15 protein-coding genes are annotated in these 15606 nt (G+C 50.2%); 4 read left to right on the forward strand and 11 right to left on the reverse strand.

The annotated features are described in order from the left end of the window. Positions 1–38: 38 nt before the first annotated feature. From NH568_RS16415 to ccmA, 11 genes are all read right to left on the reverse strand, one after another. Entirely contained in the window at positions 39–1655 is a 1617-nt protein-coding gene (locus tag NH568_RS16415; RefSeq protein WP_253048882.1) for a hypothetical protein, read from the reverse strand. 219 nt (positions 1656–1874) lie between these two features. After that, positions 1875–2606: a VacJ family lipoprotein gene (locus NH568_RS16420; protein ID WP_253048884.1), complete on the reverse strand. Its 732-nt coding sequence runs from the start codon at positions 2604–2606 to the stop codon at positions 1875–1877. Then, complete coding sequence (gene ccmI, locus NH568_RS16425) at positions 2607–3872, reverse strand: c-type cytochrome biogenesis protein CcmI (RefSeq protein WP_253049068.1); 1266 nt, start codon at positions 3870–3872, stop codon at positions 2607–2609. Positions 3873–3877: 5 nt separating this feature from the next. Next, complete coding sequence (locus NH568_RS16430) at positions 3878–4351, reverse strand: cytochrome c-type biogenesis protein (RefSeq protein ID WP_046003886.1); 474 nt, start codon at positions 4349–4351, stop codon at positions 3878–3880. Further along, complete coding sequence (locus tag NH568_RS16435) at positions 4348–4920, reverse strand: redoxin family protein (RefSeq protein ID WP_054015646.1); 573 nt, start codon at positions 4918–4920, stop codon at positions 4348–4350. The genes NH568_RS16430 and NH568_RS16435 overlap by 4 nt, the downstream gene beginning before the upstream one ends. Then, positions 4920–6875, reverse strand: coding sequence for a heme lyase CcmF/NrfE family subunit (locus NH568_RS16440; RefSeq protein WP_253048886.1), 1956 nt, complete (start codon positions 6873–6875; stop codon positions 4920–4922). The genes NH568_RS16435 and NH568_RS16440 overlap by 1 nt, the downstream gene beginning before the upstream one ends. Position 6876: 1 nt before the next feature. Then, positions 6877–7356, reverse strand: coding sequence for a cytochrome c maturation protein CcmE (gene ccmE, locus NH568_RS16445; RefSeq protein WP_125720826.1), 480 nt, complete (start codon positions 7354–7356; stop codon positions 6877–6879). Then, positions 7353–7556: a heme exporter protein CcmD gene (gene ccmD / locus NH568_RS16450; RefSeq protein WP_054015643.1), complete on the reverse strand. Its 204-nt coding sequence runs from the start codon at positions 7554–7556 to the stop codon at positions 7353–7355. The genes ccmE and ccmD overlap by 4 nt, the downstream gene beginning before the upstream one ends. Before the next feature lie 2 nt (positions 7557–7558). Further along, positions 7559–8296, reverse strand: coding sequence for a heme ABC transporter permease (locus NH568_RS16455; RefSeq protein WP_253048888.1), 738 nt, complete (start codon positions 8294–8296; stop codon positions 7559–7561). Between the two features lies 1 nt (position 8297). Beyond that, positions 8298–8984, reverse strand: a complete 687-nt coding sequence (ccmB, locus tag NH568_RS16460; RefSeq protein ID WP_046003892.1) for a heme exporter protein CcmB — start codon at positions 8982–8984, stop codon at positions 8298–8300. Continuing rightward, complete coding sequence (ccmA, locus tag NH568_RS16465) at positions 8984–9607, reverse strand: cytochrome c biogenesis heme-transporting ATPase CcmA (RefSeq protein ID WP_125720822.1); 624 nt, start codon at positions 9605–9607, stop codon at positions 8984–8986. The genes ccmB and ccmA overlap by 1 nt, the downstream gene beginning before the upstream one ends. Positions 9608–9711: 104 nt before the next feature. Here ccmA and NH568_RS16470 point away from each other — a divergent pair, with 104 nt between their 5' ends. From NH568_RS16470 to NH568_RS16485, 4 genes are all read left to right on the forward strand, one after another. Further along, complete coding sequence (locus NH568_RS16470; protein ID WP_253048890.1) at positions 9712–12282, forward strand: flagellar hook-length control protein FliK; 2571 nt, start codon at positions 9712–9714, stop codon at positions 12280–12282. Between the two features lie 124 nt (positions 12283–12406). Next, a complete protein-coding gene (locus NH568_RS16475; protein ID WP_253048892.1) occupies positions 12407–14377 on the forward strand; it encodes an amidohydrolase family protein in 1971 nt (656 codons plus the stop codon). Between the two features lie 253 nt (positions 14378–14630). After that, a complete protein-coding gene (locus NH568_RS16480) occupies positions 14631–14927 on the forward strand; it encodes an EscU/YscU/HrcU family type III secretion system export apparatus switch protein (protein WP_010385716.1) in 297 nt (98 codons plus the stop codon). Between the two features lie 255 nt (positions 14928–15182). Further along, positions 15183–15560, forward strand: coding sequence for a hypothetical protein (locus tag NH568_RS16485; protein ID WP_253048894.1), 378 nt, complete (start codon positions 15183–15185; stop codon positions 15558–15560). The last annotated feature ends 46 nt before the right edge of the window (positions 15561–15606 follow it).

A 15606-nucleotide genomic window follows, 5' to 3' on the forward strand; every position in this document is an offset into this window, starting at 1 on the left:
ATCGGTTTGGGGGCCAGCTTGTGCCTGCCCCCAATCCACTATTCAATGGTAAACTCAGTCAGTGGTGGCACTGGCTCATCATTTTCGTGATCTCCAATCAGGTAAACCTTGTCTTCTTTGACAACCAGGTCGCTGGGGATGGCCATGTCCTCCGGTAACAAGTCGTAGACTGCCACCACCTCTGCGCTCAAGTTCAGTTTGACCACTTTGGTGAATTGCTCCGAGAGCAGCCATAGTGCGCCATCAGCAAAATATAGTCCCTGCGCGGTATATTCGTTAATACTGCCATCAATTTCACCCGCATAACTGAGCGGCTGGCGTGACATCAGGTTGAACTGGTGGTCCAGCGTAAACAGCCAGTCCTGTTGTGATTCATCATCACTATCAGACACCAGGAAAAAAAGGTGGCTTTGCTCATCATACGCAATACCCGCAAACTCCAGGGGCTGCGCGTCGTCTCCCTGTAATGTGAGACCAAACTCCCCAGCCAGCTCATAACCTTGCTCTGTTTGTATAAAGTGTCCAACCAGTCCGTTGTCTGCCAGGACAAATAACCCATCAGCCGTGCCGGTAACGGCTTCTGTACAGCCCTGACTACAATTTATCGAGGAAAATACCAATTTACTGCGGCTCTGGATCTCCAGGTTTTCATTTAATGAGTAGACTTCGGCCTGATCGGTGACAATTTCCCAGCCGCCGCTTTGCCACTGCCATAAACCCGAAGGCTGTTTAATCCCCTCGGGGAGCGTAAAACGGCGCTGCACCGCCAGATTACCACTGTCTGCGATGGGGCCATCCCCTAACAGCTTGTCTCTGTCGGCCAGCAAAAACAGATTGTTTTCCTGTGCATTGCTTGCCACTGCGACCCGACCATCCGGCATCAGTGTCAGATCGGTAAACTCGGTTTGACCAAAGCCGCTCACCCTCCAGGCATTTGCGGGGTTGAGCTGCTCTTGCGCGACCTCAAACTGGAATACCACGGCCTGCCCCTGCTCTGCCGCCAGCAGCCAGAGCTGCTCTTCAGTAAAAGAAAGCCCCTGAATCGTCATATTGTCCGACAGGGGATAGCGCAATAGCAGCTCTGTCTCGGGTGAGAAACGATATATTTCGTGCTCGTGCCCATTATAACTCCAAATTTCGCGATTATTTTCGTTGTCGATCGCCAGTTCAGTCAGAGTAACTTTGTCCCCGAATCGCCAGGAGCGCGTTTCGCCATTGTGTAGATTGCGTCTGTATAACTCGTTGCTACTTTTCACATACCATAATTCATGCTCAAACAGCTCAGTGGCCACTATGCTATCCAGCGCACTCAATTGAATATCCAGAGGACGATAAATCAGCGACTCCGTCGAAGCATCAATCAGCCCGACCTCAATCCCCTGCTGAAAGGTATGGATCTTAGGCCAGTTCACATCAATGCTGGTGAGGCTTGTTAGCGGCTGCGCACCACTGTCATACGTCAGGTACTGTGTGACCGGAAAGTCTTCAACTAATTGATGCTCTGCTGAAGGTGAGCTCAGTGCGATATCATGCACAACTCTGCCAGAGTCTGGTACCTCCCCTCCGCCGCCTGGCGGGTGAATTCTGTCATCATCGCCACAGGCGCTCAGGTTCAGGGCAATACACACTGCCATAAGTGATTGTAGGTATTTCATGTCATAGGTCCTTGTTGAGTGAAATCGCAGTTACTGTAACAATGTGAATGTCAACAAAGTGTCTATAGAGGCGCTGAGCCAGACCAGCTAATCTGGTTTTTAGCCGGGAAAAGTATGCCCTAACCATCCAAACTCGTGTTGAGTGGCTCTGGCTATCAGAGTGAAGGAATCAGATGGAATAAAATAAGCCGACATTAAGTCGGCTTATCTAATTGCTGTTTATAGGTTTTCGAGGAAATCCTCATCGAACTCTTCTGGCTCCTCCTCAACGGGTGGATTGCCATCGTGGAGTTCATAAAGCTGACGCTGGAAATAGACATCCTTAAGAAAAATATACGGGTCGAGTGACTCGTTAAGGAGTTTTTCCTGTGACATCAGACTGGCTCTTGCCTCAACCGCACGCAGGGCAAATACCAGAATAGTTTGCGGTGTGGACAAGGCAATTTCTGGCAGCACAACATTGTCGACGATATCACCCGTAAGGTTACGAGCCGTTGACGGGCCATAACCCGGGATCATCAGATAAGCACCATCACCGACCCCCCAGATACCCAGTGTCTGACCAAAGTCTTCATCTTTGTGTTCCAGGCCCAGTGATTTTGCTACATCAAACAGACCAAAAATGCCCACCGTTGTGTTCACCAAAAAACGTGCAACGTTCACACCTGCATCACCCGGTTTTGCCTGCAGAGCAGCGTTCACGGCATCTGTCGGTGCAGCCAGGTTGGTTGTGAAGTTCACCAGGCTGCTGCGCACCGGTGCTGGTGTAATAGCAATATACCCTTTCGCCGCAGGACGTAAGATATAGGCATCCAGGACATCCATATTAAAGTCATACAACGGACGGTTGAGCGACTGCAGTGGATCCCGGGGATCTTGTTTTTCTTCGGGGACTTGCGCACACCCTGATAAAATTAGCGCCAAAGCGGCGCCAACGAGTTTTTTATACATTTAGCTTCCTGTGCTGGTTATAACACGACTGATAGTGACCGCGACCTGCTGCACCTCTTGAGTTAAAGTGATGGTCTGAGTCACGCCTTCTAACTCACCAGGTTGCAACGCCACATTACCATCCACGGAAATACGTGCAGTTACAACCACTTCTTTGAACCCTGACAGCTTCAGGTTAGGCATCATCGCCATACTATCGTCCAAGTTGACACTCAATGGCAAGTTAAAATCTGTAAGTTTAGCGACCGCCAGTGGCATTGGCGGGCCTTCCGCCGCTTTGGCAAAGACAAACAAAGTCGCGTTTGCTGGTATTTTATCAGCTAACTCGTCTGCCAGTGTCACTGTTACTTGCAGCCCATCAGCCGGCATCGCTGGCTGTGAAGCTTGTGCTGAGTTCAGCTTTTCGTTCAGTTCAGTAATGCGCTGACGGATCATCGCGTAACGCGGGTCGTCCTGAGTCATGCTCGCCAATAAAACTTCAAAGGCCGCTTTGGACTCTTTCCAGTCCTGGCGCTCATAGGCGATCAGCGCTAGCAAAGAAATCGCATCGATATTACGTGGCTCACTTTGTAGCACCTGAGACAACATACGTGCAGCACGGTTCATCGCATTTTCAGAGCCCTCAACCAGCAGCGCCTGGGCATAGCTAACCTTCACATTGCTGTTATTGGGTTGCATTGCCAACGCTTTATCAAACGCCTGCATCGCCATTTCAAAATCATTCAGCGACATTGCAACACGGCCCAGCAGCATCCAGGCAACCGCGTCATCACCGCTGTTTGCCAGTTTAGTACGCAGACCCAGCGCAAACGCCTGAAGCTCATTGGGACTGAGTGGCTCACCCGTTTGCATCACCGCACGCTGGCCATACTCGGGCAACATATCAACGGCTTTATACCAGTCGGCAATTTGTTTTTGGCTGCCGGTAAAAGAGTAGAATACCGCGCTAACGACCAGCAAGAATGCCACACCTGTGGCGGCAAGCACCAGGTTGTTACCCCGTGTATCCAGCGTACGCTCCGGTGACAGCTCGTTCAGTAGTCGACGCTTAAGCTCCAGTACAGATTCATCATGACTGCTTTGGTCAATACGCTGATTGGCCAGCTCTTCTGCCAGCTCCTGTAAACGCTGCTGATAAATGTCTATGCGCTCGGCATTGGCATCATGATCTACAGCCACCAGCTTGTCACGACGGAAAAACGGCATCACCACAAACAGGCCTGCCAGCACAGTCAGAAGCGCAAACATGCTCCACATTTGCATCATGTCATTCATGACGTACGCTCCTTACGCTGGCTTTGTTTGATAAGCTCTGCCAGTTTTTGTTCATCTTCCGGGCTCCAGCTTTGCTTGCGGGCGGCTTTTTTCTGTCTGAATACAATAAAGCCAAAACCCAGCACTAGGATCACTACAGGCATCACCCACAATACAATGGTGGCCGGGGTAACGGGCGGCTGGTAATGAACAAAGTAACCGTAGCGGTCAATCATAAAGTCGATGACTTCTTGCTTAGACTTGCCTTCCTGGACCATATCCAGCACGCGATCGCGTAAATCTTTGGCGACCACGGCATCGGAATCCGCAATGTTCTGGTTCTGACACTTAGGACATCTCAGTTCCTGCACCAGCTCTTTAAAGGTCTGCTCTCGTTCGGCGTTTTTGAACTGGTATTTGTCTTCAACAGCATGGGCACTGAGCGACCACAGGCCTGCCAGTAATGCCAATGCCAGCATTAGTTTTTTCATGGTTGCAACTCCTGAATTGCCGGAGCAAATTTGCTGCGCCACACGCGCGGATTAATGTCGCCGGTGTGGTGCAAAATGATCTTACCGTTTTTATCTACCAGGAAAGTTTCCGGCGCGCCGGAAACCCCTAAATCCAGCGCCAGAGTGCGCTCAAGGTCAAGGATATTAAACTGATAAGGGTCACCTGCCCGCGACAACATTTGCTGTACGTCGGCACGCAGGTAGTTAATATCAAATTGATCGCCAAAGTCGGGGTCATAGGCTTGCTCGTAGTACAAACCGATGATACGCACGCCCTGCTCACGCAGCTCGGTCAGATAACCCAGCTCCGCAATGCAGGTCGGGCACCAGGTGCCCCACACATTCAGCAGGTACACCTCTCCCAGCAAGTCCTGATCGGTCCAGCGCTTTTGCTCATCCATCAGATCAGGCAACTCAAACGCTGGCATGGTGTGACCCAGGCGGCCGGTTTGCAGCTCTCTGGGATTACCGAATAAGCCCTGATACAAGAACACACACAACAATACAAAGATCAGCAGTGGCACCAGGCCTAAAAACTTCTTGTTCATTATGCGTGCTCCACAGAGGGTTGCTTACGGCGACGATAACGCTTATCGGCCAAGACAATAAAGCCCGCCAGGGAGATCAGAATACCACCCAGCCACATCCAGCGAACATACGGTTTATGGTAAATGCGCAGCGACCAGGCACCATTGCCCATGGACTCACCCAGTGCCAGATACAGGTCACGGTAGAAGCCATCGTCAATTGCCGCTTCGGTCATAAACTGCATACCCACATCGTACAAACGTTTTTCTGCATGCAACAAGGTTACATACTCGCCGTCCTTAAATACGGTTACTTCACCGGCATGACCGCCATAGTTAGGGCCACGGATCTCGTTTACGCCTTCAAAGCGATACTCATATTCATTCAACGTTGCGGTTTCACCTTTTGTCATAACCACTGAGCGTTCAACAGAATACGCTGACGTCAGGGTCACACTGGCAATCACAAATGCAATACCCACATGACCCAGCACCATCGCCCAGTAGCTCATGCCCAGGCGTTTCAGACCCTGAGCCGTGCTCGGATGAACACTGGCTTTTTCAACCAGGTCAACCACAGTGGCGATACAGATCCATACCGCCAGTGCGGTGGCCAGATAGGTCAGCGTACTGATGTCATCAAAGCTGGAGAATAGCCAGGCACTCGTGATCACAATGGTGGCGACAAAAATAGCAACCCACTTCTTAGCCAGTGGTGGCAACTTATTCTGTTTCCAGCGCAACATAGGCGCCATGCCCATTAAGATGGCAAAGGGCACAATCAGGATGGCAAACATCTGGTTAAAGAAAGGTACACCAATGGAGATGGAACCCAGCCCGAGTTCTTTGTGGATCATTGGCAAGAGCGTGCCCAGCAATACAATCAGGGTTGCCACAACCAGGAAGATGTTATTCACCCACAACCCGACTTCGCGTGACACAAGCTTGTAGCGACCTTCGCTGTACACCTGGCTCACACGTAGCCCGTAGAGTGCCAGGCTTCCTCCCACCACTAAGGCCAGGAAAGACAGAATAAACAAACCACGATCGGGGTCGGTGGCAAATGCGTGTACCGATACAATGATGCCGGAACGAACGATAAACGTACCCAACAAACACAAGCTAAATGCGGCAATAGCTAATAAAACAGTCCAGGATTTGAACACGCCGCGTTTCTCCGTTATAGCCAGCGAGTGCAGGAGTGCAGTGGCCACCAGCCAGGGCATCAAAGAGGCATTTTCAACCGGATCCCAGAACCACCAGCCGCCCCAGCCTAGTTCTGCATAAGCCCACCAGCTACCAATGGTAATACCTAAGGTTAAAAAGCCCCATGCCGCCATGGTCCAGGGACGCGACCACTTGGCCCAGGTATTATCCAGCTTGCCAGTTAACAGGGCAGCAATTGCAAACGAGAAGGACACAGACAAGCCCACATACCCCATATACAGCAAAGGTGGGTGAATGATCATGCCTGGGTCTTGCAGCAATGGATTCAAATCGCGGCCTTCAACCGGGTAGTAAGGCAGCAAACGCTCAAACGGGCTCGACATCCACAAGGTGTAAAGCATAAAACCAACCCCGAGGAAACCCAGCACACCCAGTACGCGCGCGCGCAGCACCCAGGGCAAGGACTTAGACATCATGGCAACTAATGCCGTCCAGCTTGCCTGCATCACCAACCACAACAGGATGGCGCCTTCATGGCCACCCCAGGTTGATGTGACCTTGTAATACCAGGGCAGCGTACTGGAAGAGTGATGTGCAACATAAGCGACGGTAAAGTCATCAGTCAATGTGATGTAAATCAGCACGCCAAAAGAAAATAACACCAGTAAACACTGACCCACCGCCAGTGACGGGGCCGTACGCATCAGACGCAGATTGCCTGTATAAGCGCCCCAGAGAGGAAAAATACACAACAGCAGGCTCAGGCCCATGGCCAGAACCAATGAAAAATAACCTATCTCAGGGATCATACTAGTTCTCGCTGTTTAAATTATATTTAGGTTTTTCGTGCTTGATCCCTTTCACGGCCTCAGCGATCTCAGCGGGCATATACTCTTCATCGTGTTTTGCCAACACTTCAAATGCTTCAATGACATTAGGTTCAACCAGTGTGCCCTGGGCAACAATACCCTGACCTTCACGGAACAAATCAGGCAAAATACCGTGGTACTTAATGGTGACCATAGGGCCGGTGTCAATAAGCTTAAAGGTCACATCCAGAGAGGTTTCTTCCCGGTCCACACTGCCAGGCACAACCATGCCACCGATGCGCAGCTTTTGCCCGATATAAGGCAGCTCTTTGTCAGGGCCTTTGCCTTCAATCAGCTCGCTGGGCGTATAAAAGAGGTTAATGTTTTCTTGTAACGCATACAGAGTCAAACCGACCGCTGAGCCGATCCCAAATATCACGGCCAATACGGCAAATAAGCGTTTTTTACGTCTTGGGTTCATGCTTTAGCCTCCTCTTGGGCTTGCTTGATACGTGCTTCACGCTTCATTTGTGCATCGACTTCACGCTTAATGCGCTTGGCGTCGTTCAGCGACGCCCATACCAAGCCCAGCAGGATAAAGGCACAGCTACCAAACGATAACCAGACATAAAAGGCGTAACCGCCCATGTGAAAAAAGTCACTCAAAGATTCAAACTGCATACTTAACCTCGACTAACCAGCTGGCGCACCCAGGGGCGGTGCTTCTCGACCTGAAGGATCTCGTTTTTAAGACGGACCAGTGACAGTGCGCCGACAAAGGCGGCAAACCCTAAAATATTGATCAGCAACGGCCATAACATAGACGGGTCGATGGCAGATGTATCAAACTTGGTGATGGTTGAGCCCTGGTGCAGAGTATTCCACCACTCAACAGAGAAATGAATAATCGGCAGGTTGATCACTCCAACAATGGCCAGAATACAGGCCGCTCTGCCACCTGACTTTTTGTCCTCAAAGGCGTGATACAAAGACAATACACCAAAGTACAAAAACAACAGGATCAGTTCTGAGGTCAGACGCGCATCCCAGACCCACCAGGCACCCCACATAGGTTTACCCCAGGCCGCACCGGTAATAAGGGCAATGGCGGTCATCGCCGCGCCAACCGGAGCAATGGCAATCACGGCCAGTTCAGCATTACGAATCTGCCACACAAGCGCTACGATTGCGGCAATCGCCATAGAAGAATACGCCCCCATCGACAAAATAGCCGACGGCACATGGATAAAGATAATGCGATAGCTGTCCTTTTGCTGATAATCTGCCGGGGCAAACGCCAGGCCCCAGACCCATCCTACGGCGATACAGACCGCCGTTACGGTAACAAAGTACGGAAGCAAGGTGTTACACAATTGGTAAGCACGCTCCGCTTTGGCATAGGGATGTAACCACTTCCACATTTTAACTTACACTCACTCTTAAAGCTGACGATATGGCAATTGGCGCCGTGACAATGGCAACGGCCAGCATGGCGCCAAGGATCGCAAGTTGTCCGCCATAAGCAACCGACATACTGGCGGTATCAATGGCAGAGGTTGCGAAAATCAGAACCGGGATATACAAAGGCAAAACAAGCAGACTCATCAAAATACCGCCTTTTTGCAGACCCACGGTTAATGCGGCGCCTATGGCGCCAATAAAACTTAACAACGGCGTTCCAATCAACAAAGTCAGAATGGTTGCGCCAAGTGCCTGGCTGTCGAGGTTCATCAACAGCGCAAATAACGGTGCCATCAGCACCATAGGCAATCCGGTGATGGTCCAGTGCGCGGCCACTTTGGCCAGCACAGACAAAGACATAGGATAGGGTGAAGCTATCATTTGCTCCAACGATCCGTCGGCATAATCATCGCGAAATAGCTTGTCCAGACCCAGCATGGTCGACAGCAACGCGGCTACCCAAATGATACCTGCAGCCATGCGCCCCAGCAAGGCCGGTTCGGGTCCAATTGCCAACGGAAATAACGAAATGACTATCAGAAAAAACAGAAGCGGGTTTACGATTTCGGCGCGTTGGCGAAAAGCCAAAGTCACATCTTTACGATAAACAGCGACAAATAAATGCCAGTAAGAATGCTCAACCTTCATTAATGGCGGTACTCCAGAGCCAGGGTTTTCAGGGAGCTGAACTGAGTCGTCAGATCCTGATGGGTGGTCAGTAAGATAGCGCCGCCATTTGCCAGGTGGGATTCAAACTGCTGTTGCAGCAGCGCGACGCCTTTTTTGTCGAGTGCAGTAAAGGGCTCATCGAGGATCCACAGGCGAGCTTTATTCAGCCATAGCCGCACCAGCGCAACCCGACGTTGCTGACCTGCGGAGAGAGTTCGCACGGGGACATCTTCCAGCCCAACCAGACCAAGCTGGCCTAGCAGCGTATAGATTTCTTCTTCGTCTGCCCCGTAACCGTGCACTTGTAACCAGTACTGGACGTTTTCATAGGCTGTCAGCTGCTGGTTTACACCGGTTTTGTGTCCGATAAACAACAAGGACTCGGCGAAGGTGTCGTAGTCCCGACTGATGTCCTGGCCTTCAAAGCAGATCTGGCCTTCATCGGCACGGGCGAAACCCGCAATAATACGTAATAAAGACGTTTTACCTGCACCATTTGGGCCTTCAACTTGCATGATCTGACCCGCCTGAAGCGAAAAACTCAATGACTCAAATAAACAGCGGTCCTGTTTTACACACGTGACGGACTTAATCTCTAGCAAGGCGCGACTCTCTGACGCTAAAAAATTGGGCGTTAGTCTATCATAATGGTAGGGTAATACGAATAATTGGATGCGACCGATCAACGAAAATTTGATTTAAAATAATGAATAAGCCGACGATTTCTATTCAAAACAATGTACATTTGGCCACATCACAGCTGAATGAACGCGGGTCATCAGCAAACACGACCGCAGCGACTGAACAGAGCTTCAATGCCCGCAATTTGGTGATCAAACCCGACAGCATTCAAATGGAAGTGACGATAGATGGCCGCTGGCAAGGCGTACGACTGGCCAGCCAGAGTCAGTTGCAGCAGCCGCTGAAATTACCCGAAGCCGAAGTAAAGATCAGTGCCGACGGCACACTACTGACGGTCAGCACACCAGAACTGAAGCTACAGATCAAACCCGCGCAAACTTTGCTGAGTCTGCTGAGTCTGATCAAAGGGCTTGGCGGACAAAGCGCTTTGCAGCTGGATGCACAGCTTAAGGGCAGCAATCAGTCCACCTTAATGCTGGAAAAAATTGGCCTGGCGCTGCCAGTTCCCCCTGCTCTGGCTGACTTGCTCAAGCAAGAGAATAAACTCGTTGCCAACCTCAGTGCCAGGCAGAATAACTTGCTGCTACAGATTTTTAATGCCTTTGGCGATGAGCTGATGAAAGCGCCAATTAGTAAGCACAAACTAACTTCTTTACTGGCACAACTTGGTAATCAAGAGCAACCCAAGATTAAGCTTGGCCGCAGCAGCGCCACATTGCAGCTTGCCAACCAGCAGGTTGAAGTGAAAACCCCTGAAGCCCAGAATGCGCTGAAGCTCAACAGCTGGTTCAATGCTCAGCTAAAAGCCCAGCCCGACGGACTGCAAATCGGCATAGCCAGGCAATCAACTGAGGTAAAACTCGCCACGCCTTTGCAGCAGGCACTGCCCAAACTGGCCACACACCGTTTCGCTGCCGAGCTGGAAAAAGCCATTAGCCCTGCACCTGACAGTAAATCAACACTCAGCTACGACAAACCTTTGCTCAACGTGTCGATGGCAGACATTAAACAGACGGTTAAACAAGCCCTGGGTCAGCTGCTGTCCAGGCCCTTTTTCAACACAAAACAAGCCCAGGGTTCTCAAGCACCGGCTGTTACTCAGCCTTCTCCCTCGCCTGCAAAATCACCCAATGCGACTTTACCTCAGATTGCAGCCAACAATGCAGCGCTGGTACTAAAAAGCATGACGCCGGTACACAGTCAACCTCTTTTACAGCTGCTGGATAACGTAGAGCAAGTATTCACTAACATCACTAAGCAAGCCACGCCAAAAAGTAACGTGCAGACGCCTCAGGCATCATCGAGTAACTCAGCCGCTGAACGTAATACCGACTCGGCAAAAGCTGGGACAACAACACAAGAACCAGGCAAAACCAGCAAGGCTTTGTTACAAGCACCTGCGCCGACCTCCGGCTCAGCTGCCACAGCCAAAGATGCACAGACGGTAGCGCCTGCGACAACAGACAAGCCAGCTGTTGCTTCCCAGCTGTCCGGTACGTTTACTCAACGCCTGGCGATACTTCAGCAGGTATTTGCGTCAGTGGTTCCTCAACAAAAGCCTTACAGCGCACAGCTTATAAACCCTCAGTTGCAACAGGCACAGGCGATGAGTGAGGAATCAGCAGGCAAGCCCGCAGAGAACCAGTCAAACCAAACGATCTCGGCAAAAGCTGAACAGGCAGCGTCGGCCAAACCCAGTTTATCTTTACCAATTGCCCAGATCCTGAGCAAAACACTGCGCCAGATAGAAGCAACACCAACACAATCAGGCCCACCACTGCAACAGCAGCTCAGTGAAACTCTGTCTGCGACGCAGCAATTTCGCAACCCGCAGTCGGCCGACTTAATGCGCCTTGTGCATCAGGCCTTTAGTAAAATGATGGACGAAACACGTCATTCACCCGAGCAGGTGAGCCATGAACTGTTTGCCCGGCTGCCGGCGCTTGCCAGCCAGATCCAGCCTACTTTGCCCAATAGCAGTTTTGCGCAAGCACTGGATAAGCTCATAGTGACTTTACTGGGCACTCAGCTTACTGCCAAAACCCAGAGCTTACCGCCGCAAACCAGCCTGGAACAGCGTGTTTCGGCCCTGGTCGAAACCCTGCAACCCGGCACTAAACTCTCGTCTCCCGGTCAGTTTATTCAGGCGGTGACTCAGCAAGCTCAGTCTCGTCTGATGGACGACCTGGCGCTGTTGCAAAACAACTTGGCCAACAATGCCAGCCCACCGCCGCTGGCGCAAAAATTCGATAGCGAAAGTCAGTTGCTGATCAATTTATTTATGCCCCTCAAATTGCCGCAGGAATGTCGTCAGAGTGAACTTCAGATAGGCAAGTATAAGAAACCCGCCAAAGCCAATATGCCGGAAAAACAAGTATGGTTTGTGCGGCTTAACTTTGATTACGCCAAGCTTGGTCAGTTAAGTGTACAGGCGGAGCTGATGGACAAAGCCGTCGACTGCGAGATTGTTGGCGACAGCGCGTCGGTTTGCCAGCTGGCACAACCGCACCTGGATGCGCTGCGCAGTAAACTGGCCGCACATGGTCTTCAGGTTGGTGAAATCGAATTACGCGAGGATGCGTCGCAGGTGAAGCGCTTTTACGACAGCCACGCCATCGTGAGTATTCAGGTGTAACACAAATTTTACTCGTCAGGATCACAGCCTGTTCGGGCTGCTTTCACTTTTGACCATATGTTCTACAGTTGTAGCGCAAGTCTGACTTGCCTAACACTACATCACATATGCAAAGGAGAACGCTATGTCTTCGCACCACCCACACCTTGGCTGTGCCTGCTGTAACTACCAATTGTTTGGCCATGCCGTACAAAGCGATAATAACCAGTCAGATAAGGGGATTTTCAATCTCGATAAACTCCTGATTGCCGCCGAGCATTACATAGATGATTACATTGCCAATCAGTTTGTCAGGCCCCCTCAGCAGCACAAGATTTTTTACGGCGGTACTATTCGTACGCTCGAGAACGGTGATGTAAACAAAACCGTTGAAGCCGTTGTCATCGAGCATGGGCAGATAGTCCATACGGGTAGCCTGACTGACTGTCAAAACCAGTATCCACACGCCGACTCCGAAGATTTACAAGGGGCCTGCATGTTGCCGGGACTGATTGAACCCCATGTTCATTTGACTCCCACCGCTTCTTTTAACGCTTGGGTGCAGCTGGCACCATTCAGAAGAGGGGTTGAAAGTGGCGGTCATGGCGACGACCAATATCTGATAGGCAGGGAATACAACAAACAGTCGGTATGTACTACTTTGGTTGAAGCCGCCCGGGAGTTACCAAGAAATCGTAAATGGCTGCTAGCTTTTGGCGTCGATCCCAGTCAATTCAACCCCATTACAACAACATCCGCTGGCGGGACAGTGAGTCCCACTCCCTGGCAGGACTTCACAAAAGATGACCTGGATAAAATTAATGATCAGGCTGACAGAAAAGACCTGTGCATTTTTATTATGAATGCATCCGGTCACGTTGCTTACGTCAATACCAATGCGCTGAATGCAACCAAACAACCTGCCACTGGAAACGGTATATTACTTGAATCTGATGAGATAGGTCCGGTCATAAAAGTCGCGCTGGAGCAGTACTTTTTGGAGCATCCCAAAGGCATTACGAACCTATTTAGTAATCTACAAAAGATCTTTAAACTCGCGTTGTCACGGGGCGTAACCCTGATGTGGGATGCCGCGCTCGGCGCGTCTTTAAAAAACGCTGAACTGGAGATTTTGAGTAAGATGGCCACCAGTGGCCTTGCCGGGTTACGACTGGGCGGCGCATTGTTTTATACCTGTCCCGATCAGTGGACTAAGATCACCCCTACCAAACCTGCCCATTACCATACCGACTGGTTCAATATTGCCCATGCTAAAATCGTCAGCGATGGCTCTAACCAGGGTCTGACCGGATATCAGCTCACCAAATATCAATTTCCGGACAGCAATATCAATGACACTTACCCCAATGGTGTTTGGAATTTCAACCCGCCGGATGGTGAAGCGGACCATGAAGTAGAGTCTCCGTTTCTGGCACTGGTGAGTGAGTTAGATAAGCGAGGCTGGCCGTTGATGATCCACGCCAATGGAACGCATGCCATAAATAACACCATCCTGGCTTATCGTGATGTACTCAACAACCAGGAAAAAGCGGGGCTGGAAAAACGCCATCGCATTGAGCATGCTTCTTTACTGAGCGACCAGAACCTGGCTGATATGGACTATCTGGGACTCTCGCCAAGCTTTTTAATCGGGCATGTGGGCTACTGGGGTTATACCTTCAAACATAAGGTGTTTCCTCAGCAACCCGTTGTTGAACACCTGGATCGCACCGCCTCTGCGACTCAACATGCGCTGCGCTATACCCTGCACAGTGATCACTTTGTTTCACCGATTGGGCCCCTGCGTATGATGGAACAAGCCGTCACCCGTATGATGGAAGACGCCCCTGAGGAAGCCTATCAAAATGGCCACCCTCCTATTCTCAATGAGCAAGAGTGTGCCACCATGGCGCAGGCCCTGCGCGCTGCAACCTATGATGCAGCCTGGCAATGTCATATGGACCACCTCATCGGTGAACTGGTGGTTGGTAAACAGGCCGACTTGGTTATTCTGGATGAAGATCCCCTAACACGCCCCGCAGTCGGACTGAGAGATGTGCCAGTCCGCCAGACCTGGGTAAATGGCAGATTGTGTCATAATACCAATTTAACTTAATACCTGTTCAATTTGACGGAGCAAATATGACGCTAACTGTGTTAAAAATTTCTCATTTAGAATAACTAAATAGCGAAATTTTTGCCTTGTTATCGAGCATATTTTCTTGCCTCAAAATAGAACACTTAATTAAGCAAATTGGTATAACCGCTAAACTGGCAGCCCTTATCCGGATATTAATCCGGGTAAGGGGTTTTTATCTGACGGTGTTACATGCTACTTTGATACTAAGATGTCTGTGTAGTTAAATGTTATGGAACAAAAAACCGCCATTGGCCTGTTATATGAAGCGGGTAAGTCGCCCGAAGTCGTTTGTAAGGGTTTTGGCGAACTTGCCGAAGAGATCATTGCACTTGCCAAAGAAAAAGACATCATGATCCATGAAGATGCCACTTTGGTCCAGACGCTCAGCCAGCTCGACCTGCATGAAGAAATCCCCAAAGAGCTCTACTATGTGATTGCAGAGCTAATCGCTTTCTCTTACGTACTGCGTGGTAAATTTCCTCCTGGTTGGAAACACTTCCAGGGAAAGCTGAATATAAAGGCCTGATGGCACAAACCCCAAACCTCATTGTGTGAACTCACTCTTCTTTGGGTTAAGGAGCGATACTTTGCCGTCCTGTGACACATATAAATTCCCGACATTTTATTTAATATACTGACAACTATGATAATTTTTTCCTCGTATGTCGGTTAATTGACGGACTTTGTCGCATCAGTTAATGCCCCTGCCCCTCTGCTTGCCTAGTATTTCACCGTCCTATCGGACACACCATATAAAGCAAAAACGGTAGAGGAAAATACCATGTCACACATCAAACTATTCATGAATTCGGCGCTGCTGATTGGCGCTTTAGGCACTTTGGCAACGTCCGCTCCAGCGGAAGCAAAACGTTTTCGAGTCAAAAACTGTACATCCATTGAGTGGGTGCAAGTGGCCTCTTATAACAGTTCAGACAGCTCGATGTTTTCACCTCACAGTAAAAAACAGGTTAAGTCCGGAGAAACTGCCCAGCTAAAATGTGATTCAAACCGCTGCCGTTTTGAAGTACAGGACACACGGTTTAGTTACCGCAAGGGGAAGATTGGCAAACGCAAATGGCTGAAACTGGACATTACCCGACATGGTAATATGCAAAACTATTTTTACGCGTCGGTCAGCAAAGACGAGCCAGAGTGCTAGCAACCATCACACGGGGCAAGCCCTTTTATGTGCTGCCCTGTGTAAC

The sequence above is a fragment of the Pseudoalteromonas sp. XMcav2-N genome, assembly GCF_024124545.1.
In the GTDB taxonomy this organism is placed as follows: Bacteria; Pseudomonadota; Gammaproteobacteria; order Enterobacterales; family Alteromonadaceae; genus Pseudoalteromonas.

Excerpts from the sequence above, each read along its gene's own strand:
- ccmB (WP_046003892.1), bottom strand. The coding sequence starts at position 8,984 with ATGAAGGTTGAGCATTCTTACTGGCATTTATTTGTCGCTGTTTATCGT.
- ccmD (WP_054015643.1), bottom strand. The coding sequence starts at position 7,556 with ATGCAGTTTGAATCTTTGAGTGACTTTTTTCACATGGGCGGTTACGCC.
- NH568_RS16440 (WP_253048886.1), bottom strand. The coding sequence starts at position 6,875 with ATGATCCCTGAGATAGGTTATTTTTCATTGGTTCTGGCCATGGGCCTG.
- NH568_RS16475 (WP_253048892.1), top strand. The coding sequence starts at position 12,407 with ATGTCTTCGCACCACCCACACCTTGGCTGTGCCTGCTGTAACTACCAA.
- NH568_RS16470 (WP_253048890.1), top strand. The coding sequence starts at position 9,712 with ATGAATAAGCCGACGATTTCTATTCAAAACAATGTACATTTGGCCACA.
- NH568_RS16435 (WP_054015646.1), bottom strand. The coding sequence starts at position 4,920 with ATGAACAAGAAGTTTTTAGGCCTGGTGCCACTGCTGATCTTTGTATTG.
- NH568_RS16485 (WP_253048894.1), top strand. The coding sequence starts at position 15,183 with ATGTCACACATCAAACTATTCATGAATTCGGCGCTGCTGATTGGCGCT.
- NH568_RS16430 (WP_046003886.1), bottom strand. The coding sequence starts at position 4,351 with ATGAAAAAACTAATGCTGGCATTGGCATTACTGGCAGGCCTGTGGTCG.
- NH568_RS16480 (WP_010385716.1), top strand. The coding sequence starts at position 14,631 with ATGGAACAAAAAACCGCCATTGGCCTGTTATATGAAGCGGGTAAGTCG.
- NH568_RS16420 (WP_253048884.1), bottom strand. The coding sequence starts at position 2,606 with ATGTATAAAAAACTCGTTGGCGCCGCTTTGGCGCTAATTTTATCAGGG.
- ccmI (WP_253049068.1), bottom strand. The coding sequence starts at position 3,872 with ATGATGCAAATGTGGAGCATGTTTGCGCTTCTGACTGTGCTGGCAGGC.
- NH568_RS16455 (WP_253048888.1), bottom strand. The coding sequence starts at position 8,296 with ATGTGGAAGTGGTTACATCCCTATGCCAAAGCGGAGCGTGCTTACCAA.
- NH568_RS16415 (WP_253048882.1), bottom strand. The coding sequence starts at position 1,655 with ATGAAATACCTACAATCACTTATGGCAGTGTGTATTGCCCTGAACCTG.
- ccmE (WP_125720826.1), bottom strand. The coding sequence starts at position 7,356 with ATGAACCCAAGACGTAAAAAACGCTTATTTGCCGTATTGGCCGTGATA.